This is a genomic window from Roseovarius sp. THAF27 (assembly GCF_009363655.1).
GTDB lineage: Bacteria > Pseudomonadota > Alphaproteobacteria > Rhodobacterales > Rhodobacteraceae > Roseovarius.
Genome location: NZ_CP045393.1, coordinates 3,398,124 through 3,420,436 on the forward strand (window position 1 = coordinate 3,398,124; position 22,313 = coordinate 3,420,436).

Annotated in this window: 21 protein-coding genes; 3 read left to right on the forward strand and 18 right to left on the reverse strand. The window is 58.8% G+C overall.

Annotation, left to right across the window (positions count from 1 at the left end):
- Window positions 1-14 precede the first annotated feature (14 nt).
- The 11 genes from FIU89_RS16870 to FIU89_RS16920 all read right to left on the reverse strand — a co-directional run bounded on the left by FIU89_RS16870 (window position 15) and on the right by FIU89_RS16920 (window position 9,586).
- Window positions 15-821, reverse strand: a complete 807-nt coding sequence (locus FIU89_RS16870; protein ID WP_152493664.1) for a carbohydrate ABC transporter permease — start codon at window positions 819-821, stop codon at window positions 15-17.
- Entirely contained in the window at window positions 818-1,732 is a 915-nt protein-coding gene (locus FIU89_RS16875; protein ID WP_172978149.1) for a carbohydrate ABC transporter permease, read from the reverse strand. The genes FIU89_RS16870 and FIU89_RS16875 overlap by 4 nt, the downstream gene beginning before the upstream one ends.
- Before the next feature lie 69 nt (window positions 1,733-1,801).
- Window positions 1,802-3,064 carry an ABC transporter substrate-binding protein gene (locus FIU89_RS16880; protein ID WP_152493665.1) on the reverse strand — a complete coding sequence of 421 codons (1,263 nt, stop codon included), beginning with the start codon at window positions 3,062-3,064 and terminating at the stop codon, window positions 1,802-1,804.
- Window positions 3,065-3,077: 13 nt separating this feature from the next.
- A complete protein-coding gene (locus tag FIU89_RS16885) occupies window positions 3,078-4,172 on the reverse strand; it encodes an ABC transporter ATP-binding protein (protein ID WP_152493666.1) in 1,095 nt (364 codons plus the stop codon).
- On the reverse strand, window positions 4,169-4,939 hold the full coding sequence (locus FIU89_RS16890; protein ID WP_152493667.1) for a DeoR/GlpR family DNA-binding transcription regulator: 771 nt from the start codon (window positions 4,937-4,939) through the stop codon (window positions 4,169-4,171). Before FIU89_RS16890 ends, FIU89_RS16885 begins: the two co-directional genes overlap by 4 nt.
- Before the next feature lie 833 nt (window positions 4,940-5,772).
- Complete coding sequence (locus FIU89_RS16895) at window positions 5,773-6,162, reverse strand: ester cyclase (RefSeq protein ID WP_172978150.1); 390 nt, start codon at window positions 6,160-6,162, stop codon at window positions 5,773-5,775.
- A 426-nt stretch (window positions 6,163-6,588) separates the two neighbouring features.
- Entirely contained in the window at window positions 6,589-7,230 is a 642-nt protein-coding gene (locus FIU89_RS16900; protein WP_152493669.1) for a helix-turn-helix domain-containing protein, read from the reverse strand.
- Window positions 7,227-7,445: an AlpA family transcriptional regulator gene (locus FIU89_RS16905; protein ID WP_152493670.1), complete on the reverse strand. Its 219-nt coding sequence runs from the start codon at window positions 7,443-7,445 to the stop codon at window positions 7,227-7,229. The genes FIU89_RS16900 and FIU89_RS16905 overlap by 4 nt, the downstream gene beginning before the upstream one ends.
- Window positions 7,446-7,542: 97 nt before the next feature.
- Complete coding sequence (locus FIU89_RS16910) at window positions 7,543-7,956, reverse strand: hypothetical protein (protein WP_152493671.1); 414 nt, start codon at window positions 7,954-7,956, stop codon at window positions 7,543-7,545.
- A 23-nt stretch (window positions 7,957-7,979) separates the two neighbouring features.
- Complete coding sequence (locus FIU89_RS16915; protein WP_152493672.1) at window positions 7,980-8,513, reverse strand: hypothetical protein; 534 nt, start codon at window positions 8,511-8,513, stop codon at window positions 7,980-7,982.
- Window positions 8,510-9,586, reverse strand: coding sequence for an integrase family protein (locus FIU89_RS16920; protein ID WP_152493673.1), 1,077 nt, complete (start codon window positions 9,584-9,586; stop codon window positions 8,510-8,512). The genes FIU89_RS16915 and FIU89_RS16920 overlap by 4 nt, the downstream gene beginning before the upstream one ends.
- Window positions 9,587-9,904: 318 nt before the next feature.
- Here FIU89_RS16920 and FIU89_RS16925 point away from each other — a divergent pair, with 318 nt between their 5' ends.
- The gene (locus tag FIU89_RS16925) at window positions 9,905-10,924 is read left to right on the forward strand and encodes an IS110 family transposase (protein WP_152493674.1); all 1,020 of its coding nucleotides are present in this window, start codon (window positions 9,905-9,907) and stop codon (window positions 10,922-10,924) included.
- A 317-nt stretch (window positions 10,925-11,241) separates the two neighbouring features.
- Here FIU89_RS16925 and FIU89_RS16930 read toward each other — a convergent pair whose 3' ends face one another.
- From FIU89_RS16930 to FIU89_RS16945, 4 genes are read right to left on the reverse strand one after another with little or no spacing between them, the layout of a single operon-like run.
- Entirely contained in the window at window positions 11,242-12,291 is a 1,050-nt protein-coding gene (locus FIU89_RS16930) for a glycosyltransferase (RefSeq protein ID WP_152493675.1), read from the reverse strand.
- 29 nt (window positions 12,292-12,320) lie between these two features.
- The gene (locus FIU89_RS16935; RefSeq protein WP_152493676.1) at window positions 12,321-13,307 is read right to left on the reverse strand and encodes a glycosyltransferase family A protein; all 987 of its coding nucleotides are present in this window, start codon (window positions 13,305-13,307) and stop codon (window positions 12,321-12,323) included.
- A gap of 11 nt (window positions 13,308-13,318) precedes the next feature.
- Window positions 13,319-14,242 (reverse strand): glycosyltransferase family 2 protein, encoded by a 924-nt coding sequence (locus FIU89_RS16940; protein ID WP_152493677.1) that lies wholly within the window; start codon window positions 14,240-14,242, stop codon window positions 13,319-13,321.
- Window positions 14,239-15,453 (reverse strand): oligosaccharide flippase family protein, encoded by a 1,215-nt coding sequence (locus FIU89_RS16945; RefSeq protein WP_152494566.1) that lies wholly within the window; start codon window positions 15,451-15,453, stop codon window positions 14,239-14,241. The genes FIU89_RS16940 and FIU89_RS16945 overlap by 4 nt, the downstream gene beginning before the upstream one ends.
- A 209-nt stretch (window positions 15,454-15,662) precedes the next feature.
- Here FIU89_RS16945 and FIU89_RS16950 point away from each other — a divergent pair, with 209 nt between their 5' ends.
- Window positions 15,663-16,877 (forward strand): polysaccharide biosynthesis/export family protein, encoded by a 1,215-nt coding sequence (locus FIU89_RS16950; RefSeq protein WP_152494567.1) that lies wholly within the window; start codon window positions 15,663-15,665, stop codon window positions 16,875-16,877.
- Window positions 16,878-16,880: 3 nt separating this feature from the next.
- Here FIU89_RS16950 and FIU89_RS16955 read toward each other — a convergent pair whose 3' ends face one another.
- From FIU89_RS16955 to FIU89_RS16965, 3 genes are all read right to left on the reverse strand, one after another.
- Window positions 16,881-19,379, reverse strand: a complete 2,499-nt coding sequence (locus FIU89_RS16955; protein ID WP_254701717.1) for a PAS domain-containing hybrid sensor histidine kinase/response regulator — start codon at window positions 19,377-19,379, stop codon at window positions 16,881-16,883.
- The gene (locus tag FIU89_RS16960; RefSeq protein ID WP_152493678.1) at window positions 19,376-19,888 is read right to left on the reverse strand and encodes a molybdopterin-dependent oxidoreductase; all 513 of its coding nucleotides are present in this window, start codon (window positions 19,886-19,888) and stop codon (window positions 19,376-19,378) included. The genes FIU89_RS16955 and FIU89_RS16960 overlap by 4 nt, the downstream gene beginning before the upstream one ends.
- 115 nt (window positions 19,889-20,003) lie before the next feature.
- Complete coding sequence (locus tag FIU89_RS16965; RefSeq protein WP_152493679.1) at window positions 20,004-21,389, reverse strand: WecB/TagA/CpsF family glycosyltransferase; 1,386 nt, start codon at window positions 21,387-21,389, stop codon at window positions 20,004-20,006.
- 285 nt (window positions 21,390-21,674) lie between these two features.
- On the opposite strand from FIU89_RS16965, the gene FIU89_RS16970 reads away from it, so the two are divergent.
- Window positions 21,675-22,289 (forward strand): response regulator transcription factor, encoded by a 615-nt coding sequence (locus FIU89_RS16970; RefSeq protein WP_152493680.1) that lies wholly within the window; start codon window positions 21,675-21,677, stop codon window positions 22,287-22,289.
- Window positions 22,290-22,313: the final 24 nt, after the last annotated feature.

Below are 22,313 nucleotides of genomic sequence, written 5' to 3' on the forward strand. Positions count from 1 at the left end.
CGACCGTGCGGCCATCACTTGATGCCAGCCCGCAGGAACGCCTGAACGAACTGCCTCTGAAAGATCAGGAAAACCGCGAGAAGCGGCAGTATCACCATCAGCGTCGCCGCCGAGATGACCGAGATATCGACGCCGTTTTCCGGTGCTCCGAAGATCGATAGCCCCACCGTCAGCGGGCGCGTGGTATCTGAGTTAGTCACCACCAGAGGCCATAGGAAATTATTCCAATGGGTCGCAACTGATACCAGAGCATAGGCAATATACGTCGAGCGCGCAGCCGGTATATACACATGCCACAGCACCCCAAGCAGACTGCACCCCTCGACCCGGGCCATTTCATCAAGTTCCTTCGGGACTGTCTTGAATGCTTGCCGCATCAGGAAAATCCCGAAGGCGGATGCCATGTAAGGCGCCCCAATCCCCAGGATACTGTCCAGCAGGCCCAGGTTGGCGGCCACCAGGTAATTCTCTACGATCAACACTTCGGGCAGGATGAACAGCTGCATCAGGACCAGCACGAACAGCGTTTCCTTGCCGCGAAACTCGACCTGGGTAAAGGCAAACCCAGCCAGCGTGCACAAGATGAACTGCCCGATAAGAACGGTCGTCACCAGTAGAAACGTGTTCAGGAAGTACCGCAGCCAGGGCGCGCCCTCCCAAGCGGTACGGAAGTTCTCCAGCGTCAGCGGCGCGGTCAGGTTGAAGTTGACCGCATCGCTCGTGGTGTGAAAGGCCGCCCAGACTGCAAAGGCCAGCGGCGAAATCCACAACACTGCAAGCACCAGCGCCCCCGCGGTTTCTATCCGGCGCGACACGCTCATCTGTAATGCGTCCGGCGGTCGATCACGAAGAATTGGATCGCCGCGACGCCCCCTAGGACGGCAAGCACCATGACCGTCATCGCCGCCGCCGCCGGGGCATCGAAGAAGGCAAACGCGTTTTCCCAGATATAATAAAGGATCAGCATTGAAGCGTCCGAGGGACCGCCCTTGGTCAGAATGAAAATGTGGTCGATCAGCTTCACCGAATTGATCAGCGCGTTCACGAGGATGAACAGCGTTGTCGGCATCAAAAGCGGCAGCACGATCCGCCGCAGATAGGTCCAGCGGCTTGCCCCCTCAATCTCGGCAGCTTCCTTGAGGTCCGGCGGAATGGTCTGTAAGGCGGCGAGGTAGAAGATCATGAAGAAACCGGCCTCTTTCCAGATCGTCACGATGCAAACCGCCCAGAGTGCCGTTTCGGGTTGCCCCAGCCAGTTGACCGACGACACCCCGAAAAGGGCGCCGATCTGGTCCAACACGCCAAACCCCGGCGTGTAGAAGAACAGCCACAGGTTTCCGGCAGCGATCATTGGCAAAACCGTCGGCGTGAAATAGGCCGTGCGCACGAAACTGCGCGCCGGGATCTTCGCGTTGGCCCACAGCGCCATGGTGAGCGCGATAACGATCGAGACCGGGATCGTCACGGCGGCATAGAAAATGTTGTTTTGCACCACTGTCCAAAAGGTCGGATCGTCGAACAGCCGCTGGTAGTTCTCGAACCCGACGAACTCGGACGGATTGCGGCGGGTCCCACGCGAAAAGACGGAAGTCCAAAGTGTTGCCAGCGAAGGATAGAAGGCAAAGGTCGACAGCATGACAAGCGCAGGCGTCAGAAAAAGCCAGCCATGCACGGCCCTGCGGCGGCGCATGAACGCCGCTTGCCCGATCTCTGCCGTCACGTCCGTGGGCATCCCGTGTTCCATTCGGTCAAAGAAACGGGGCGCCGCCACACACGTCGACGCCGCCCCGATCGGTTGGTCTTACTTATAGGCCGACAGCAGGTTTTCCGCTTTCGCCTGCGCCTCCGACAGCGCTTCCGCCGGTTCCTTCGCGCCGGTCAGCGCCGACTGGATGGCGTTGTTCAGCCCCTCACGCACCCGCGCCGTCTCGAAGGTCGAGAATTCGGCCACTGCATGTTCAAGCTGGTTGCGAGCGACCAGGGCCGGGGGAAACTCCTCCGTATAGGCTTTCAATTTTTCGGTCTCATAGGCGGCGGGCGAGACACCCATATACCCGGTCTGGATCGACCATTCGGCAGCCTGTTCAGGGGCGGTCATGAACTTGATCAGTTCAAGCGCGGCCTGACGCTCTTCGTCGGTGGCATCCTTGAAGATATAGAAATTGCCGCCGCCAGTGGGCGAACCCAACCGTTCGTTACCCGGGAGCATCGCAACACCGAAATCGAAGCTGGCGTCGTTCTTCACGGCGGTCAGGTTGCCGGTGGAATGCCACATCATCGCGGCCTGACCTTCCAGGAAGGCCTGGCGCAGCGTGCCCCACTCGACGGTGCCCTCGGGCATGATGCCGTGATCGGTCGACAGCGATTTCCAGAATTCCAGCGTTTCCACCACCTTCTCGTCATCGAAATTGGTGGTCAGCCCGTCGTCCGACATCACTTCCTTGCCGTTCTGGATCGCCAGCGCCTGGAACATCCAGTAGGGATAGCCCGTCGACGGGATCATCAGGCCATAGCGGCCGTCGGTGGTCAGTTCCTTGCCCATCGACACCAGTTCGTCCCACGTTTCGGGCGGGTTTTCCGGGTCAAGACCGGCATCGCGGAACATGTCCTTGTTATAATAGGCCACGATGGTCGAGCGCTGGAACGGCACGCCCCATTTCTTGCCCTCAATTTTGGAATTTGCCATCAGCGCCGGATAGAAACTGTCCAGCCACTGCTTTTCTTCTTCGGTCTCGACCACGTCCTCGAAGGGCACGATCAGGTCCTGTTCGATCAGGTCATACGCGTCGATCGAGAACATGACCGCCAGTTGCGCCGGGTCTCCGGAATTCAGCGCCGACAGCGCTTTGATGCGGGTGTCGTCGTAGTTGCCGGCATAGATCGCGTTGACGGTGATATCGGGGTTTTGCTCCTCGAAATCGGCGACGATCCCGTCCACCACCTCGGTAAGCGGGCCACCCACGGCAATGGGATAGTACATGGTCAATTCGGTCTCGGCAGCGGCCGGATTGACAAGGGCCGTGCTCGCGGTGAGCATGACGGCAGCAGTAGAGTAGCGAAGCATTTGGCCTTCCTCTTCAGTCTGATACGGGTTGGGGTTGGGGTGCCTTGCGGCTATCACGGGGCGCCGTTTGGCGATGGTTCGCCCCGTAATTCTGCTGCGGGTTCTCTTTGGCCCGGCCAGTGTCGGCGTCAAAGAGAACCCTGTGTTCATCGGGTATGCACAGCCCGATCTCGTCGCCCGGGCGCCAGTCAGCATGTCCTGGCAGGGATACGATCAGGCCACGCGCCGCCGGGTGATCCACTACCACATGCGTCTGCGCGCCCAGAAATTCGACATCGCTTACGCGAGCTGTCAGGTCGCCCGCCTCGGGCCGAAGGGCCGTTATGTGTTCGGGGCGAATGCCAATGGTCGCGCCCGTACGTCCCATCACATCGCCTTGAATCATCGCCATCGGCGGATCACCAATGAACTCCGCGGCGAAGGTGCTGGCCGGATGCGCGTAGAGCGTGGCGGGACTGTCGGCCTGCTCGACCCGACCATCCCGCATCAGAACCACCGTATCGGACAGCGACATCGCCTCGGTCTGGTCATGGGTGACGTAAATCACCGTGAGGCCCAGCTTGCGCTGCAAGACCTTGATTTCCCGGCGTACCGAATGGCGCAGCTTTGCATCCAGATTCGACAGCGGTTCATCCATCAGACACAGCGGATGCCCCGAGACGACGGCACGCGCCAGTGCCACGCGCTGGCGTTGCCCGCCAGACAGTTCGGCGGGCTTTCGCGACTCCAAGCCTTGGAGGCCGAGCATCTCGACGGCTTGGCTGAATTTCTTGGCCCGCTCCGGCTTGGAAACCTTGCGGACCTTCATCCCGAACGAGATGTTTTCCCTGACGCTCAGATGCGGAAATAGGGCGTAGGACTGGAACACCATCGACAGCGCGCGCTGCGATGCCGGCAGGTTCGTGACATCACGCCCCGCAATGCTCACGGTCCCACTCTGCGGCTGTTCAAGCCCCGAGATCAGCCGCAAGAGCGTAGACTTGCCACATCCCGACGGGCCCAGCACAGCCACAAAGTCACCCTCTGGCACATTCAGCGTTACGCTCTCGACGCCACCGCGACCATCCCATTGGCGAGTCACGGCATCGAGACACACGAAACCGGTCATTGCGCCGCTCCTGCGGCCTGCGCCAGCAGGATCCGGTCTTTCACAGTGTCGAGCACGTTGTCGAAGGATGGGTCTGGGCGGCGATCCAGCACGATCCTTTCCATGTCCGACAGATGCCCACCGACAGCCGCCGCGCGGCGTCCGAATTTGCTGCAGTCGGCCACAAGGATAGACACCCGGCTGTTCTCGCGAATTTGTTCTCGCGCCCGGACCTCGGGCTCATGGAAGTCCAGAAGGCAGCCATCGGTGTCAATCCCTCCCACCCCAAATATGCCGAAGTCGGCCCGGTAGTTTGCGAAAAGCTCGATGGATGCCTCGCCCAGAAAATCCCGGTCCGGAAGGCGCATCTCGCCGCCCGGCAGGATGATCCGATTGGCGGAGTTTTCCGAAAGCGCCATTGCGGCGTTGAGATTGTTGGTCACCACGGTCAGCGCATCTTTTTCGACTAAGGCCTGCGCCACGAGCGCCGGAGTTGTCCCGATCGATATGAAGACCGCGGCGCCGTCTGGCACCAGGTCGGCAACTGCTGCGGCAATGCGTTGCTTGGAGTCAAAGTTCAGGACAGAACGAGAGGCATAGGGTACGTTGGCGCTGCCATCCACGAATTCCGCGCCACCGTGCAGACGCCGCAATTTGCTTTCTTCGCAAAGTGCATTGAGATCCCGACGCACGGTGTGACTGGACACGCCCAATTCGCGCGACAGCGCATCAACCATGACCCGCCCTTGTTGTTGTGCAATCTCAAGAATCGCAGATCGTCTGTCCATTCGCGCGCCCCCTCTTGCTCATATGAGCAGTTGTCTGTGACAAGGCTATGAACACACATGGTGGCCAAGCGCGGACCTGCCTCGGAATGCAACGAGCTCTTTGGCAAGAACAACAACAACCCAAATCTCAACAGTTTGAAAAGACGACACAAAGACTAGCACCGGGGTGCGAATTACCCGCGTGCAAACAGGGGGCGGGAAGGACCCAAGCAGCAACCCGACAATTATCCGCCAAACTGCAGACGCTATCCGACGCTAAGTTGAAAACGGCTGCAAACCGATAGGGAAAAAAACTTCAGAAATCGCTTCGGCACACACGAAACCGGAAAATGCCACAGCCGTGCAAAACGATTATTGATCCGAATCATCTAAGCATTTGAATTAATTTAATTAAAATACATTCGCCTTCCTTCTTCGGGGAGGTTTGGTGGTCATCGATTATTCATTTCGTTTGACTGTCGCGCTTGGAAAATTCCGCTCAATCCGGGAAAAAAATCTGCGAATTAGAGAACACGCGGGTCGGCGCAATCAGTGGTTTCAGCGATCGAACCCACCCCTCCCGGGTGTCGTTCAAGGCCTCTTTTTTTGTTCACCGTGAGCGGACCCAAACAATAGCTGATCGCAAAACCTTCTATGGCAATTTTTCAGATGGCGGCCTTTCGCTGCAAGAGCGTTCGATGTCTTATGTGCGGGACGGAGCTGCCACTCGATCAAAACTCCGGAGGTCCGGTTTGAGACCGATTGCTGACCTGGGGACTATTTCTCGGATGTGCAAAAGTTCAGACATCGGTGCTGATGGTGTTAGACTTCGGTCGTTGGCCAAAAGCAGAGAACTATCGGGGCAATCCAAGGGATTCATTGAGGCGTCGATCATCCAAAACTCCCCAATACTCCGAGATCTTGTCGTCTCGAATCCCGTAGATGCTGACAAGTTCCCACTCCACTCGTTTACCCGTCGCCGCGACACCCATCCATGGCCCGAGGTGAGTCGCCGTGAAAGACTTATGTGCGACTACCTTGTCGCCCTCCGCCAATAGATGGTTGATTGCGACCTCCAAGTCGGGGAACGCGCACAAGATTGAAGCCAGCCCTTCGGTAAGTTGCACCAATCCACCGTCAAATACTCCACCAGCTACCCGAGAATGATCGACAAAATCCTCTGCAAAGATTTCCCCAATCGTCGCCAACGAGTGTTGCTCCTGCACCTCTTTGACATAGCGCATGACCAAAGCCTTGTTCTTGTCATTCTTTGCATGACAGGCGCTCATCAATCTTCTTCATCCTGTCTGTATGCGACCAGCAAGACGATAGCGTTCAATGATCAGATGCTAAATTCAGATAACCACAATGGGTCAGAGATATGAATGATGCAAGGTTGCTGGACGTCTGCTATATTTCAAATTGCCGCCGTTCGTTCCCGGTGCAGCAATCGTTTGATTGGGCTCAATCCTGCCGTTAGCCGCGCTTTACTCGCAGGTCTGCAATGCAGCAGATGCGACCATTATCGTCGAGGCCGTAGCCAGAAATTGGATTTCTCTATTCAATTTCCGTTTGTTGCAAAGAAAGGCTCCCTCTCCGGTCCCCGGGCAAAACGAATTCGTCTTTCCCCCTCCCCCCGATCACGCGAAGAAAATATGGCATCGATTGGTTCAGAGCTTCGCGACTTCCACACCGAGTTCGCTGCTCGCGACGGCAACCGCTTCTTCGACACTCATCTTTCCGTTCAGGCACCGGGCCTCCAAGTCTTCCAACGTATCCCTAGGCAATTGCATCACCGCGACCCAGCCCTGCTCGCCCCCTCGGAACGCGTCGGCAAGTTTGTTCTGGAACTGCCCTTCTTCCACGCTTTTTCTCTCACAGCATGCGGACGTTCGAGCAACACCCTCAATCGGCACCTGCTCCTCGCTGGCCTCTATTTCTTTTTCTGTTTCTTTTTCTATTTGGGCGGAACCCTTGTTCCTGTTTTTCGGAACCTCCGTTCCGGTTTTATGGAACACACGTTCCGTATTTAGACCCGGGATCAGATAGTCATTGGCTTTCTCACGCCCTCGATGAATAATCCTTTTTAAGTGGCCATTCTTCTCAAGGCGGGCGATGCACTTGCTCACGCCGCGATCGGTCATCGAAAGCTCTTCGGCGATCAATCCAATGGACGGAAAGCACTTGCCTGTCGTTAGATTGACGCGCCAGACAAGTCGCCCGAACACGAGGTTGTCGTGCGCAGTCAGACGTTCGTCGCGGGCTGCCTCGTTGATTTTCAGGAGCTTTTGATATGAAGATTTCTTATTCATTGCACGGAACGATCTGCAGCAGTCTCGACCCGCTGCTCGAGGATCCAGCTTTCCAGGTCTTCCCGCCTGTAGCGGATCGATCGCCCAATCTTGATAAATGCCGGGCCTTCCCGCCGTGTCGCCGCAACCTCGAGATACCGTTTTCCGATGCCGTATTCCTGCTCGACCTCTGAGCGGGTCAGCAGTTTCAGGTCAGACTGCTCTTTTTGTGACATCCCATACCTCCGGGTAACTTGCTGTTACCCCGAGATACACAGGCTCACATGCTGTCCGCATTTGATTGTATTTGAGATTTATTGAGCGAAATGCGCGCTACTCACGAGCTTCTTGGATTCTACTCATCAATCGGCGCTTTTTCGCATCGTAAGATGCACCGGGAATTTCATCGCCAAACCGGTCCAAGATATCCACGACAGCACCATGAACAGTCGCATCGCTATTCCGGTCCAACTCTTCGAGTATCTGGTCCACAAAGGGTTTATCTTTTGCCGTGTATCCGCCACGTCCTGCTGGGCGTCCAAGCTTTCTCGGTCTTGACCGGAACCATTCGGTAGGCAGGTCACGGGTCAGCACAACCCAATCGTTTATGTAATTGACTGGATCGTATTCTTCCTCCTTCCAGCGATCAGGATGCAAAAGCCGCGCACCGGGGAAAAGCTCTTCAACGATAAGCATGCGTCCCTCGCGCAAAGCAAGCAGGAGCGCGCGGTCGAGCTCTGCCGACAAGGCAAGGCAAGCCTGCCGAAACGCTAACCACCGGGCCCGATTTCATAACATTGCCAATGGCCAAGCCATTGTGCGTCTTCTCGATCGGGCAACTCGATCAGGCCAAGAGTTTCCACTTCCTCTGCGGAAGGCTCATGATCCAAGCTAACCAGCTTCTTCCGAGCTAGACGGTCGCCCAACGCATCGCTGATCTGTCGAGAAAGGCCTGGAACAGGTCCCTCCGGACCCAAGAGCGCCTTCCTGAAAGCGACCTCACCCTTGGAGGAGCTGCGCGTCCACGAGATATGCTCACCTTCAAGAATCGTCTGCCGAACACCCGATGGCAGCAGCTCGGGAGAAAAACGTTCCAGTGCTTCAGAAGTCATTGGCGGACCAACTCGGTCCAGTGAGGCAAGAGCCTTTTTCGCCTCATTCAGTATCAGCCATGGCGGTTCATGTTGGCGCGGATGAAGTGTTGCTTTTCCAGCCATGATGGTTTGGAGCGCTTCCAATTCAGGCAGTTCGCGCGGTCGCCCTGTTGCTGCTCCACGCTCGTCAAAAGGAAGCACTGAAATCATGACGACGTGCGACGAGATAGTTCGGCGCAGACCGTTTGCATTGCAGGTCTCAGCGCATCCAGTGATGGCTTCGCGTATCTCTGACCAGTGACTGACAGCGGCGTGTGGTTCAGAAGACGCCCCACGATCTCCTCGAGAAGTCCGGCTTCAACGGCGACCGTGCCAAATGTCCTGCGATGTGCATGCGGGCTCCATTGCAGACGCTTGGGAGCTGCGAGGCGCCCTTCCGGCCCTTTGGGCGAGGGAAACACCCAACGCCGATGCAGTCCGCGGAGCGGCGCGAGTATTTCGTGGTGCACCTGCAGAATCGGCAGGTCGAAACTTCTCCCGTTCTTCGTCATCGGGAGATGGATGCGGTCTTCGTGAACGTTTTTCCATTCCAGTGTGAAGGCCTCGGATTTGCGCAAACCTGTAAACAAGAGCAGTTCGAAGAATACCGCGTGGATCGGGTTCTGGAGATCGTCGATGACACGACGCCACGCCATCAGATCTTCGATGATGTCGCCGTCAGGTCGCTCCTCGAACCACTCGATAGCAGCGGTCGGACTTTCAGCCAGATCACTGGTACGTCTGGCATGGTTCCAAACGGTTCGAAAGTATTTCAACAGGTGGTTTGCTGCAGACGGCGTTCGCGCAAGCGAGGCGTGACGCTGAACAACCATGGACTTTGAAATCTCGTCCAACGGCAGTCGCATCCAGTCCCGCAAGTGAAGGTCAAACTGCTGCCTGATGCCGATCTTGTGCGTTGCCGACCGAAGCCTAGGTCTCGAGAGGTAAGCTTCCATTGCCTCCTCCAACGTTGGCACTCCGATCTGTACATGCCGCCCTGCCCCACGCCCCATTTCCAGAGCAAAGCCCAGAGCCGTCTGCCGGGCCGCTTGCGCCGAGACCAGTGGATAGCGTCCGATCAATCGACGCTGTGTTTGGCCACCGACGTCCTTCTGGAAATACCAAGTCTTCGACTTCTTGCCGACAAAGAGCACCAAACCCTTTAGCTCGGCATCCCAATACTTTTCGGTGCCGCTTTTTGCAGGTGTGATCTTCTTCGCGAAGGTTTCAGTAAGCTTTGGCATTTTGTCTGTATTTTGTCGGTAACGGCGTGAAAGTCAGCGCAACAGCATGAAGCACCACGCGACAATTAATCAAACAAAATGAAATATATAGCAACCCCAAGAAACTCCGTGATACTCAGATCACTTGCTTGGAAGGCTGAGGTCTTACCATTACACAACGCCCGCTCAACAGTTCAGAGGAGTATTTCATGCACTCGGCGGGGTCAAGTAGAACGTCCGTACACGGCCCTTAGCGGATGAGGTGGATGGCTCCTGCTCCACCGGCATCGAACGTGCCAAAGTGCAGTTGTCATAGACTGCGAGCAAAGGAGCCACCCAATGACAGTAAAGACTGTGGGCCTCGATTTGGCCAAGGACGTATTTCAAGTGCACGGCATTTCAGAGAATGGCCGGGTTATCTTCAACAAGGCAATCAAGCGCGCCAAGCTGTTGTCGTTCTCCGAGACGCTGGCGGCTTGCACGGTCGGCATGGAAGCGTGTGGTTCTTCGCATCACTGGGGCCGGCAGCTGCGTAAGCTTGGCCATGATGTGAAGCTCATGCCCGCTGGCTACGTCAAACCGTATGTGAAGCGCGGGAAGAACGACGCTGTTGATGCGGAAGCGATCTGCGAAGCAGTTCGGCGCCCGACCATGCGCTTTGTCGAGATCAAAACGGAGGAACAGCAAGCCATTCTCTCTATTCATCGAACGCGAGACCTGGCTGTTCGGCAACGCACCCAGATGGCCAATATGATCCGTAGCCTTCTGCGCGAGTTTGGGCATATCTTGCCCATCGGGATCGAAGCGGTAACGGCCTTTGCAAAGCGCCACCTTAACGGTGATCACCCGGACATGCCGGAGATCGCCAACAGCATGCTCGGCATCCAGTGTTATCAGTTCATCGGCCTGAACGAGCGCATTGACGGCTATTCCAAGATGATCGAACAACACGCGCTACTCAATGCGGATGCGCGTAGGTTGATGCGCATGCCTGGGATCGGGCCGATCACCGCCTCGGCGATTGTCGCCACGATCGGTGACGCGCATCAGTTCCGAACAGGACGTGACCTGGCGGCGTGGTTGGGCTTAACCCCGCTCAACAAATCGAGTGGGGGTAAGGAGCGTCTCGGCAAGATCACTAAGAAAGGCGATCGCTACATTCGAAAGCTGCTGGTCGTCAGCATGACATCGCGCGCCGTCATGGCGAAGCGCTCACCCGAGAAAGTCGACCTATGGACCGCCAAGACTATCGCGGACAAGCCGTTCCGGCTGGCCACAACCGCGATGGCGAACAAGGCAGCCAGGATCATCTGGGCGATGCTCACGAAGAAACAGGAATATCGGCAGCCCGCGTTCTGAGCGCGGCGACTGCTTACGCGATGCAAGACGTTGAAGTGATGATGCGGACTTAAGTCAACCAAGAGCAAGGACACTCCGGGAATGTCAGCGGCCATATTTTGAGGTCGATAAGCCGATTGGAACCTCGCTCGCGGAATTCATCAGGGCCAGTGGCGACAACGCCGCCACGCAAACAGGCCGGACAGACGACAGTACTGACGAACAAGACCGCAAAAGCCACAAGAAAACTCTTGCAATGCAGGAGCCATCCACAGACGACATTCAACGGATCAAGAATTCCGCACCGCAGCGAGCGCTTATCGGAATCTTCTGTCATGCTAAATCGCATTATCCAACTGCACACTCGCTCCTCGGGTGAGGCCTTCGGCCGATGATTTTGTTGCATGGAAACCGATATGGTGGTCGATCAGTCGTGACCAAGCTGACGCGAAAGCGCTTTCGCAATCGCAGGCCCGCTCGGCGCTCCGGGTTGCCGGATTGACCTCAAACGCTGCAGCAAGCGCCTTCTCCCAAGCGATTTCACTGTGACCAGCGACGAATGTGGCTTCGGCACCTGCGCTCGTTTTCAGGCCATCGATATCCGAGCAGATGATAGGACGTCCGGCAGCGCGTGCTTCCAATGCCACCAATCCGAAGGCTTCCCAGCGCGACGGGATGGCGACGAAATCGACCGACTGCATTACGCGGTCCGGACTATCAGAGTGGCCGAAGAACCGGATGCGCGGGTCACCGGCAGCCAGTGCGCGCAGTTCCGTTTTTTCCGGGCCGGTGCCGTGAATGTGCAGCGAAACATCCTTGTTCGGCAATCTTTGGAAGGCACGGATCAGAATGTCGAATCCCTTTTGGCGATGCAGCCGACCGATTGCGCCGATCACTTGCGGCTTGCGTGTTGCAGCTTCGATCGAGCGAAAGTCTTGCAGATCGACCACCGGTGCGATGATGCGAAGCGCGTCAGGTGAAACAAGGCGGCGGCGCTTCATCCATTCTGCCTGCGCTTGACTGACAGCGACGACACTGTCGAACAGAGCCAGCGACGTCCGCAACATCGTGAAGAACCTCAGTTTGGAGGGAACGTTCAAAGCGGCGAAGGCCTCTGTGTAGCTGTGTTCCACATGTACGAGCGGTTTGCTGGCATGACGGGCGCGGAACGCGATAAGTGCCGGAAGTCTGCGCCAGCTGAGGCTGAGGTGCGAGACGATCATATCCGCGTCGCAAATCGGCAAAGCGCCCTTGCGCGATACGACGCGCAGGCTGTGGCGGGCAGATCGGGCCATCATGGGACAGGTCCGGATATGCTGAAGAACACGGTTCACGCCGCCCGGCGTGGCATCATCGACAAGGTGCAGGACGTGGGGAAGGTCGGTCATGGATCTCTCTCTTTCTTTTTCTTACGAGGTCACGCGCGGGCGGCGCTCAAAACAGAACGGGCAAGCGTCATCGGCAGGTCGCCGAACTGCGCCGTGGCGTGGGCTGCCAGCAGGGTCGACACGCTGCGCAGCGGCTCTTCGATGAGCGGGCGAGCGGACTCATGGTATGCGCGGGCGAGCAGAGCACAGGCGGTTTCTCCGTCCCCGCTGCTAACCGCGCGACGGGCAAGATAGCGCAGTTGATAGGCGCGGGCCGCAGCCTCGTATCTGGCGAAAAACTCTGGTGCGGTTGGGCGCAGCTTGCTCACCATGCGCTCCCAGGATGCGAGTTGGGCGTCCACATTGGCCGAGAGCCCGGTGGAATTGACACGGTATTCAGTCAGCAGGCCGGGAACGCCTGCCATGATCCAATCGGTACAAAGGCACAGACGCATCCAGCATTCGATATCCTCGGACTGACGAAATGTTTCGTCGAAGATCCAGTCGCGTTTCATCTCCGAAGCGGGTCGCCAGGCAATCTCTGCAAGCGCCTCGCGACGAATGACCGGGGCGGATCCGTTTCCGATGGGGTTGCGTTTGAAGACATGCGCTGGCGTCACGCCGTGGAGGCGGGGGCGCTGCGCATGACCGATGCGTTGGCCTGCGTCATCGATCATCGCCGAGCCAGAATAGCTGATACCCACGTCAGGCTTTCCAAGCAGGTGATCTACATGAGTGGCAAGCTTTTCTGGCATCCAAAGGTCATCGGCGTCGCAAAACCCGATTACTTCCCCCCGCGCCTCTCCAATGCCGCTGTTGCGTGCGCCAGCAAGGCCACGGTTGAACTGATGGAGAACCCGAAACCGGCTGTCCGAGGCGGCGTGAATACTGGCGATCAGAGCTGTATCGTCGATCGAACCGTCATCGATGATGACGACCTCGAAATCACGGAATGTCTGTGCGCTGAGCGAGGCAAGCGTCGCAGGGAGTGTGGCGGAGGCGTTGTAGGCGGGAACGACGATCGTAGCGTAGGGCATGGGATAGATCCTCAATTGGCAAAAAGATATTGGCGGGTGGGTTCGGGCAGACACGGCAGCAGCAGCGCGGCGAGCGCGATCAGCCCACCGCGGTGGGCCGGTAGAAGAAAGGCGGAGGCATGCTGGTAGCATCCTTCGAGGACAAGACGCTGCACGGTGGCGGCGGGAGCACCGACGCGAAGGGCCCGGCGCGCGAGGTAGCGCAGGTGCACGGCCTCCGCCCGCGGATCGGCGCGAAAGCCGAACCGGGCCGCGGTTTCGAGCGCAGCACACCGTCCGGCACGCATTCTGTCGATATCCGCAGACAGGCCACGCGGGCTGAGCCGGTAGAGCACATGATCCGAATCGAGTCCCAAAAGGCGGTGGCCGGATCCCACGAGATGGACCAGGAACTCGAGATCTTCGTTGTGAACGAGGTCTTCGCGGAAACCGCCGAGGATTTCGAACGTGTCGCGGCGCAAAGACAGGTTGGACAGCGTGCAGACCGGGTTCTCGCCGAGCAACGATGGGACGGTCACGTCGCCTGCCGGCACGTGCGAGCGGGTGCGAACGTGACCGGGGTCTTCGTTGAAAAAACCAACCCGCCCGAAAACGGCCTGAACCTGACCCCTGCCGAGATGTTGCGCAACATCACGCAGCTTGTGACGCTTCCAGATGTCATCGGCGTCGCAAAAGGCTATGATATCGCCGGTGGATTGCACGATCGCACCATGGTTGCGAGCGGCACTGGGGCCTTTGCGCGGATTGCGCACCAACTTCAGGCGAGGGTCGGCTTGCACCAAGGATTTGGCGACGCTCCAGCTGCTGTCGGCCGATCCATCCTCCACAAGTATCGCCTCCCAATCGATGAAGCTTTGGTCCTGCAATGCTGCGATGGTGGCTGGCAGCGTGTGGGCGGCGTTGAAAACAGGAATGACAATGGAAATGCGGGTCATGACAGGGCGCTCTCGGGGATCGGAGTAAAGGCGAATTTCAGGGCCGGACGGGAGAGCAGCAGCATGATGATGCTGGCCGTCACCAAGTAGCCCCAGGCGATGGCGTCGAGGCCGAAGGGAGCAGCGATCACGACGTTCAGCATGACCGCCGCCGTCAGCAGCACAGTACCTTTGAGTTCCAGCATCGGGCGGTTCTCGGCCCGGTGCCAGCCGGCGGTCGCCGTCCAGAGCATTGTGGGGATGGCGACAAGGCAAAGGATGGATACCGGTTTCGCCAAGGCGTCCCAGCCCTCGCCAAGCAACAGCGGCACATACCACTCGGCGAGCAGGGCCTGCAGGATGACTGCGGGTGCCACGATGCCGATGGACAGGGCGAACCCCTGGCGCATGGCCGCGGAACGGTCGGAGTGCGTGCAGAGATGCGGGAAAAGCACCGCGGCGAAAGCGGCTGAAAAGGAGGAGGCAAGGCTGAGGCCGGCGTTGAAGGCCATGAAATAGAGGCCGAGAATTTCCGGGCCGAGCAGCGCGCCGACGATCAGCTTGTCGGCATGCAACCGTGCGGTCATGATCATCTCGGTGCTCAGGATCGGCCAGCCGAACCGAATGAACGGGCGGGTCGCAGCCTTGCCTTGCTCTGGAGTACTGTGCCACGGGTGCAGGCGGCGCATCGCCACGAGCCAGAAGGGCGCGGTCAGAAACCGTGGCAAGACAAGCGCCAAGGCCGACGGCCACACCATTGCGAGAGCCACCGAGATCAGGTTCGCCAGCACGGTCTGCCCACCGGCGATGGCGGCAGTCTGCTTGAGCTTGCCTGCCCTCATGGCCAGCCCCGCCTGGACCAGCCCGCCGGGCATGAACAGGTACTCGCCAGCCAGGACAAGGATCAGTGTGGCCATTGCAATGTTGCCGGTCAGCGCCCATACGCCACCGGCGATGACGCATTGGATTGCGAAAAGACCAAGGCACCAGACCCAAAAGAGGTCACGCGCCCGGTTGCAGGTTGGTACAAGCTCGGATGCCGGGGCGGCGATGATGCGCTGCCCGATGCCGTTCTGGGTCAGCGACTTCAACAGGTCCCCGATCGCCAGCGCGGCGGCGGCTACGCCTATCTCTGCCACGTCGAGCGTGCGGGCCACGGCAATGACGACACCGAGGCGCGACAGCTTGGTCGCGATCTCGGAGGCACCGTAGGCAATCAGGTGGCTGAACATGGAGGAAGGTCTGGGCACGGTCGCTTGGCTTTCATTAAGGTTGGCTATTCCTACCCGCCAATGACACGCCCGTCGCGGGCGCGGCGGGAGAGCAAGACGCCGCTATCGAGTGGTCACCTATCCTTTCGGGTCACACTTCCACCCGATTGAACGCGTGGAGCGAACAAAACCCTGCATTAGAAAACGCTAAGTTGTACTTAGGAAGAATCATGACTGCTGTTCGCAAACGCCTGCTCGGCTCTTGCCTGAGCTTCGCCCTCACCGCCGCTTGCGGCGATGCCCCCGCGCCCGAGAACCTCGCGCCCGTCAAGAGCGGAGGCGCGTATCAGGCGCAGTACCGCGAGCCACTTCGCAGGTCCGAGGACCAGCCCATTCTGCGGTCAGAGCAGATGAACGCCCGCAAATGCAGACCTGGTCAGGGCGCAGGGGGCAAGGGCGGCAGCGTCGCCACCGCCGGATTGCGCGGTGAACGCCTGTCGCGGAATGACCTGGTCGATATCAGAATTTCCGACGATGAGACCTTCAACGGTGATTACGTGGTGTCGCGCGACGGTGACCTGAAACTCCCCTTCCTCCCACCGGTACGCGCGCAAGGGCGTACCACCGTAGACATTGAAGCGCAGATCGCACGCCTTCTCGTACGGGAGGGTTTCTACGACGAGGCACCGCGCATCTCTGCGCGTGTCTCCGATTTCGCAAGCGTCAACGTGGCGGTTTCCGGAGCGGTTTTTGAGCCGCACGCGGTAGAGATCGGCAATCGTGTCGCCGACGACATCGACCGGGCGCGGCAGGCAGCACTCGGCGCGTCCACCGAGGCGCGAAATCTTTCGGCAGCGCTGCGCGCGGTTGGCGGCGTTCGCCCGGATGCCGACCTGTCCGCCGTGGAACTGCGCCGTAACGGAACCCGGCATGTCCTCGACATGCGCGGCGTCTTCGAAGGCCGCAACGCAGTCGATGTTATGCTGCTGACCGGCGACGAGATCAGGGTGCCTTCGCGCCAGTGTTTCCAGGACGACCTGATGCGTCCCAGCCCGATCAGCCCGCCCGGCATATCCCTGTTCCTGTCGAACCTGACCCAGCCGGCGACCGGCAATGCGCCATCGGCCGTGGGCCGAGAGGTGCGCGAAGTTCCCTACGGGACGCGGTTCATGCAGGCAGTGGTCAATACCAACTGTGTCGGTGGCGCGCGGGCAACCAGCGCCAAGCGTTCGGCCGTCCTGTTCACGCGCGACCCAATCACGGGCGTCTCGACGGTGATCGAGCGCAAGATCGAGGACATGCTGCGCCGCGCGGATCGGGACGATTACGACCCCTACCTGCTGCCGGGTGACGCGATCGCCTGCTACGACAGCAGTGTCACGAATTTTACCGAGGTTGCAAAGATCGTCGGTGCGGTTGTGGCCACAGGCGCAATCGTCGACTGATGGTCAGGAAAGCGAAGGGTCGGGCAGGTGCGCTCGTGTCTGCCTGGCTGTTTCGATTGCCCGCTCCATACGGTCGCGATCCCCGCTTTCTGCCGCCATTTCAACAGCGACAAGCGCGTCTCGCAGGTCCGGTTGACCGAATGCAGCGGCGCTGCCGGCCACCTTGTGCGCTTCTGCGGCAATCTCGGACATGTCGTCCGGTCGGGTTTCAAGCCAGTCGAACAGCGCGTTCGTCTGTGACACATAGCGGGCGGTCAGGCGATCCAAGGTATTCTGTTCCTCTTGCGGAGCGACCGATGCTTCGACTGCCGATTGCTCGCCGGACGTGAATTGGTTAATAACGCGCACGAGTTCTTCCTCGACAAGCGGCTTTGGAAGAAAGCCAGACATACCAGCCGCGATAAAACGGTCCTTGGCCTCTGGCAAAACGTTGGCCGAGAACGCCACGATCGGCACATCTTGGTTAGGACCGTTGCCAGCGCGGATGGCGCGTGTTGCACCCAGCCCGTCAAGCACGGGCATCCGTATGTCCATCAAGATGAGATCGAAACGCCCCTTTTCAGCGGCTTCTACGGCCTCCTGGCCGTTGCGTGCCTCGGTCACCCGGTGACCGAGGCCAAACAGCGTTTCCCCTGCCAGTTCGAGGTTTATCTCGTTATCCTCGACCAACAGTATATTGTGACCTTGAGCTTCGGGATCCGAGGGTTGCGGATCATCTTCTTCTTCGGGACCATCGACGCAGGTCAATGGCAAGCGCAGCCAGAATACACTGCCCTCGTCTTCTGTGCTTTCGACCCCGATCTCTCCGTCCATCGCCTCGACAAACCGGCGGGCAATGCCAAGGCCCAGGCCGGTCCCTGCGGACGCGCCTTCGCCGGTGTTGTCGATTGTCTGAAAGTCGCCGAATATCCGCTCTTGGTCAGCTTCAGGAATACCAACACCCGTGTCGATCACACGCAAATCCAATCCGCTTTCGCTGCATTCCGCTTCGACTACGATACGTCCGTCGCGCGTGAACTTGATGGCGTTGCCGACGAGATTCAGCAGCACCTGTTGCAGACGCGAAGCGTCAATGCGCACCCATGTCGCCGGATCTCCGATCCAACCCCATTGAATATGGTTGCCGTTTGCCTCGGCCGCACTGGCCTGCGAGTCCACGATATCCTGTATGAGACGCCCGATATGCACGACCTCCTCGCGCGGCTCGGCGGCGCCGGCTTCGAAACGCGCGACATCGAGGACGGCATCGACATGATGCATCAACACGCCCCCCGATATGTCCATGTTGCGCACGTATCGGTCCTGTGTCACCGAGAGCGGTGTCTTCTCGAGAAGAGCGAGGTTGCCAAGAAGCCCATTCAGCGGCGTTCTGATTTCATGTGTCATCATGGCCAGGAAGTCGGCTTTGGCCTTCTCTCCTGCAAGCGCCTTGTCGCGGGCCTCGACCAGTTCGGTTTCAGCCGCAACACGGTGAGAAATATCACGCAGAAATGCGACAATCATCTCGTCCTCGCCCGACTCCGCCATTTCCAATGCCAGCTCGACAGGGAATATCTCACCATTGCGCCGTTTGGCTTCAAGCCGAACCCGGCCTTGGCCAACCACGCGCTGCTCACCCGAGACGCGCATGCGGTGCATTCCGGCGTCATGGGCTGCACGGTGGTGGTCCGGCACGACAATATCCGCGATGTTCTTTCCGAGAACTTCATCTGTTGGATACTGAAAAGTGCGTTCCGCGGCCTTGTTGAAATTCAGAATCCGCCCGTCCAGATCCGCGACAATGACCGCATCCAAGGAGGTTTCGAGGATGGTATTGAGTCGGGAGTAGGCATCGGCCAGTTCATGGCCCCGGGTTTCCGTTTGCTTGCCCACCCGCCGGGTATGACCCAGCAATACGATCAACGCCAGTACGAGCGCCGCAGCAATAAGGGCCAGGCGCAACAGGGTGGAGGCGAAGTTTTCACGGCTTTGGTCCGACCGTTCCACAAAAAACTGAAGCCCCGTGGTTGCGGCCGCGCGCAACAGCGACCTCATTTCATCGGCGGCCTCGCTCAAGGCGGGGAGCGCGGCGCGCAATTCATCGCGAGGTCCGTCGATGATCGGGATCACGGCATCAAGCCTGTTTCGGATCGTCGCGATCGATTGCCCAAAAGCCTCAATCTGTCGCAACTCCGTATAGAGCGCACCGGAGTGCAGAGTATCTATTCGGCTGTAGAATACGTCAAACTCGACAATCAACTCCTCCAATGCGTCTGGATCTGTGCTTGACTGCGCGGTCTGTACAGCGTTTCGAAAATCAAGGAACTCAACCTCCGCCTGTGACAGCACCCAGTGGACGTTGTCGGACCGAGCGGAGTTCAGAAAGCGCAGATCGCGGATGATCTCGGAAATCAGGAACGTGATGGACAGCACGCACAACAAACCAACCAGGACCAGCAAAAGCTGGCCCCGGCGCCATAGCGCAGTGTCGCGTGATCGCTGTTGCGATATGGCTTCAATCATTCCTTTATGGTGATCCGATCGAGTTGCCAAATACTGCGAGAGTAGATGACTTCGGTCCGGTAGTCACTGGAAGACGAGAAGGGATAGATCACCCAGAGCGGTCCCTTGTCACGGCGCGACAATTCCTTGCCGTCCATCGCATAGGCAACGATCGGGCCGCCCTCGGTCGCGTCGGACACCGGGATCGACACGCTGTAATCGTTGATCGCGGTCGCCTCGATCGTGCTGCCGTCGGCGCCGAGGTGATCGAGCAGAGTCTTGAGCCGTACGCCTGTAAAAACATGGTCTCCGGGGGTCCAGATGGTATCGGTTTTGATTTCGCTCTCGCCGAGTGCGCGCAGCATTTCCAAGTCTAAAGTCGCGGCTTCGCCATCATTGGTCATTTCGATATCGCCGGAAACAGTCAGCAGGACGCGACCCTCGGGCAATGGCAGGCTTTCGGCTTGTGCCGGCAGCGCCCACAGGCTGACTGCAACGACAACGGCCGGGACGACGCGCAAGAAGTTCATTTGATGCTCCTGTATCTTGGTTAATCAGTTTCTCGCATTTCTGCGTGATGTTGTATGCTGGTCATAAGGATCAGCCTTGTATCCGTTCGGATAGTTCGCCGTCCGACCGGATAGTTTAATAAGCGCCCCGCCCGGACAGGACCGCCCGCACCGTCAGGGAAAGCAGCATCAGGTCGAGGATCATGCTATTCGATCGGACGTAGGCAACATCCATGTCGATCATCTTGTCGAACCCGATATCGGCGCGACCAGAGACTTGCCACAGGCCGGTGATGCCGGGCCGGACCTTCAGCCGCTCCAGCGCCGCAGCCGGGTAAGCTGCAACCTCGCGCGGAAGTGCAGGGCGTGGCCCGACAACTGACATGTGACCCAGAAAGACATTCAGGATCTGCGGCAGTTCATCGACCGAATAGCGACGCAGGAATCGACCAACTCGGGTCACACGCGGATCGTGGCGCGACTTGAAGCAGATACCCTCGCGATCGGACTGCGACCGTATTGCGGCCAGTCGTTCCTCGGCATCCGTATGCATTGTGCGGAACTTGTAGATCGTGAAAGGAGCCCCGTCGCGACCGACGCGCATCTGCTTGAAAAGGGCGGGCCCCTTGCTTTCGAGCCTGATAAGAGCCGCGACACAGAGCAGTACGGGCGAAAGAGCCAGTAGAGCCAAACCACTCGTGACCATGTCGAAGCATCGCTTGCCAATCGCTTCCGGGCCGGCCATCCGCACCGCATGGACGGCAGCGCGACCCAGAAATGCGGCGTTGCCGAGCAGATATCGCTTGGCCAGGCGCCGCGGTTCTTGCGCGAGACGCCAGATCCATTCCATCCGTGCAGCCCGGACCAGTCTTGGGGCCCGGGTGACATTCCCGGCCAGAAAGTCGAACAAGGCCCCTACGCCAAGGACCACGCGCGGAGACAGGCCCGGCAGATGCCTGTCTATCCAGATTTCCTGCCGAGGTACGCCCATTGCGACAAGAAGTATATCGGCGCCGGAGGCATTGATCCGAGCCACGGCGGCGTCTTCGTCGGCGGCGCCATCATAGCCATCGAGCGTACCGGCGACGCGTAAACCGGGAATGGTCGTCACAAGTTTCTTTGCCGCTTTGTCTGCCGTGCCGGGGGTCGCTCCGAACAGGAACACGGATAGCCCCCTCCGTGCTGCCTCGGCCAGAAGCGCCGGCGTGAAATCCGTACCGTTAAGGTTCTGGGTCAAACCCGCACCGCTCATGCGGGCGGCCAGCTCGACCCCAATGCCGTCCGGTAGGATCAGGTCGGCCCGGCCAAGCGCGGCGGCATAGCCGCGGTCGCCTGCTCGGACATTCGCGCAATGCGCGTTCAGAAAGAATACGCTCCGCACAGAACCTGAAAGAACGTGCTCCACGGTCTGTTCAGTCGTCGCATCGACGAGCGGCAAGCCAAGGATGGTTCTGCGGGCGAGCGACGGCGAAACAGGCGTTGCAGCGGTTTCGAACGTTGCGAAAGGGTGGTGTCGGGTCATGTCGGGTCTCCGGGATGAAATTGAGCTTTCCCGGTTCATGCCCTCGCCACCTGTCGCACCGCAATTTCCCGGCCGTATAACCGGGGAACGCATTCGATACATCGCGCATCCGGACGCGTATCTAACGCTCGAAAGGCTGTGCGACGCGCTGCATGCGGGGCCGATGCTACCCGGATGGATACATCAGGTAGCCGGTTTCCCCGTTAATTAATCTACTCAATGCCGTAATCTTGTCTTAAGTCGCGTTTAGATTGCATTAACCGATTCACCGAGGACCAGTTCGAAATGAGAGTTCTGATTGCCGACGACCATGATCTGCTGCGTGATACGCTCATCGCGTTTCTCAGCGCGGACAATGATATGGAACTGGGAAGCGCGTCGAACTTCGAAGAGGCGAAACGGCGTATTCGCGAGGATGCGCATTACGATCTTGTTCTGCTCGACTACAAGATGCCGGGCATGAAAGGGCTTGAAAGCCTGTCGGAGGCGATAGGACTGGAAGGCGGTCAACGGGTCGCGCTGATCTCCGGACAGGCCACCCGCGAAATCGCGGGAGAAGCACTCGGCCTGGGAGCCGCCGGTTTCGTGCCCAAGACCTTGCCGGCCAAGTCTCTCGTGAATGCGGTCAAGTTCATGGCCATGGGTGAGCAATACGCCCCTATCGATTTCATGAAAGCTCAGGAAGAGGACGAACCGCACGCCATGGCAGAGCAGCTGACCAAGCGCGAGCAGGAAGTCCTGAAAGGACTGACCGAAGGCAAGTCGAACAAGGCCATCGCGCGTGACCTCGATCTGACCGAGCCGACGATCAAGCTTCACATGAAGACCCTCTTCCGCAAGCTGGAGGTCAATAACCGTACGCAAGCGGCCATCGTGGCCCGCGATGCAGGCCTTTTCTGACAGGGCTCCTGTCCGGAAGGATAT

Bases quoted from the DNA above. Each gene is read 5' to 3' on its own strand.
- FIU89_RS16870 (WP_152493664.1), bottom strand. From the start codon at position 821: ATGAGCGTGTCGCGCCGGATAGAAACCGCGGGGGCGCTGGTGCTTGCA.
- FIU89_RS16875 (WP_172978149.1), bottom strand. From the start codon at position 1,732: ATGCCCACGGACGTGACGGCAGAGATCGGGCAAGCGGCGTTCATGCGC.
- FIU89_RS16880 (WP_152493665.1), bottom strand. From the start codon at position 3,064: ATGCTTCGCTACTCTACTGCTGCCGTCATGCTCACCGCGAGCACGGCC.
- FIU89_RS16885 (WP_152493666.1), bottom strand. From the start codon at position 4,172: ATGACCGGTTTCGTGTGTCTCGATGCCGTGACTCGCCAATGGGATGGT.
- FIU89_RS16890 (WP_152493667.1), bottom strand. From the start codon at position 4,939: ATGGACAGACGATCTGCGATTCTTGAGATTGCACAACAACAAGGGCGG.
- FIU89_RS16895 (WP_172978150.1), bottom strand. From the start codon at position 6,162: ATGCGCTATGTCAAAGAGGTGCAGGAGCAACACTCGTTGGCGACGATT.
- FIU89_RS16900 (WP_152493669.1), bottom strand. From the start codon at position 7,230: ATGAATAAGAAATCTTCATATCAAAAGCTCCTGAAAATCAACGAGGCA.
- FIU89_RS16905 (WP_152493670.1), bottom strand. From the start codon at position 7,445: ATGTCACAAAAAGAGCAGTCTGACCTGAAACTGCTGACCCGCTCAGAG.
- FIU89_RS16915 (WP_152493672.1), bottom strand. From the start codon at position 8,513: ATGATTTCAGTGCTTCCTTTTGACGAGCGTGGAGCAGCAACAGGGCGA.
- FIU89_RS16920 (WP_152493673.1), bottom strand. From the start codon at position 9,586: ATGCCAAAGCTTACTGAAACCTTCGCGAAGAAGATCACACCTGCAAAA.
- FIU89_RS16925 (WP_152493674.1), top strand. From the start codon at position 9,905: ATGACAGTAAAGACTGTGGGCCTCGATTTGGCCAAGGACGTATTTCAA.
- FIU89_RS16930 (WP_152493675.1), bottom strand. From the start codon at position 12,291: ATGACCGACCTTCCCCACGTCCTGCACCTTGTCGATGATGCCACGCCG.
- FIU89_RS16935 (WP_152493676.1), bottom strand. From the start codon at position 13,307: ATGCCCTACGCTACGATCGTCGTTCCCGCCTACAACGCCTCCGCCACA.
- FIU89_RS16940 (WP_152493677.1), bottom strand. From the start codon at position 14,242: ATGACCCGCATTTCCATTGTCATTCCTGTTTTCAACGCCGCCCACACG.
- FIU89_RS16945 (WP_152494566.1), bottom strand. From the start codon at position 15,453: ATGTTCAGCCACCTGATTGCCTACGGTGCCTCCGAGATCGCGACCAAG.
- FIU89_RS16950 (WP_152494567.1), top strand. From the start codon at position 15,663: ATGACTGCTGTTCGCAAACGCCTGCTCGGCTCTTGCCTGAGCTTCGCC.
- FIU89_RS16955 (WP_254701717.1), bottom strand. From the start codon at position 19,379: ATGATTGAAGCCATATCGCAACAGCGATCACGCGACACTGCGCTATGG.
- FIU89_RS16960 (WP_152493678.1), bottom strand. From the start codon at position 19,888: ATGAACTTCTTGCGCGTCGTCCCGGCCGTTGTCGTTGCAGTCAGCCTG.
- FIU89_RS16965 (WP_152493679.1), bottom strand. From the start codon at position 21,389: ATGACCCGACACCACCCTTTCGCAACGTTCGAAACCGCTGCAACGCCT.
- FIU89_RS16970 (WP_152493680.1), top strand. From the start codon at position 21,675: ATGAGAGTTCTGATTGCCGACGACCATGATCTGCTGCGTGATACGCTC.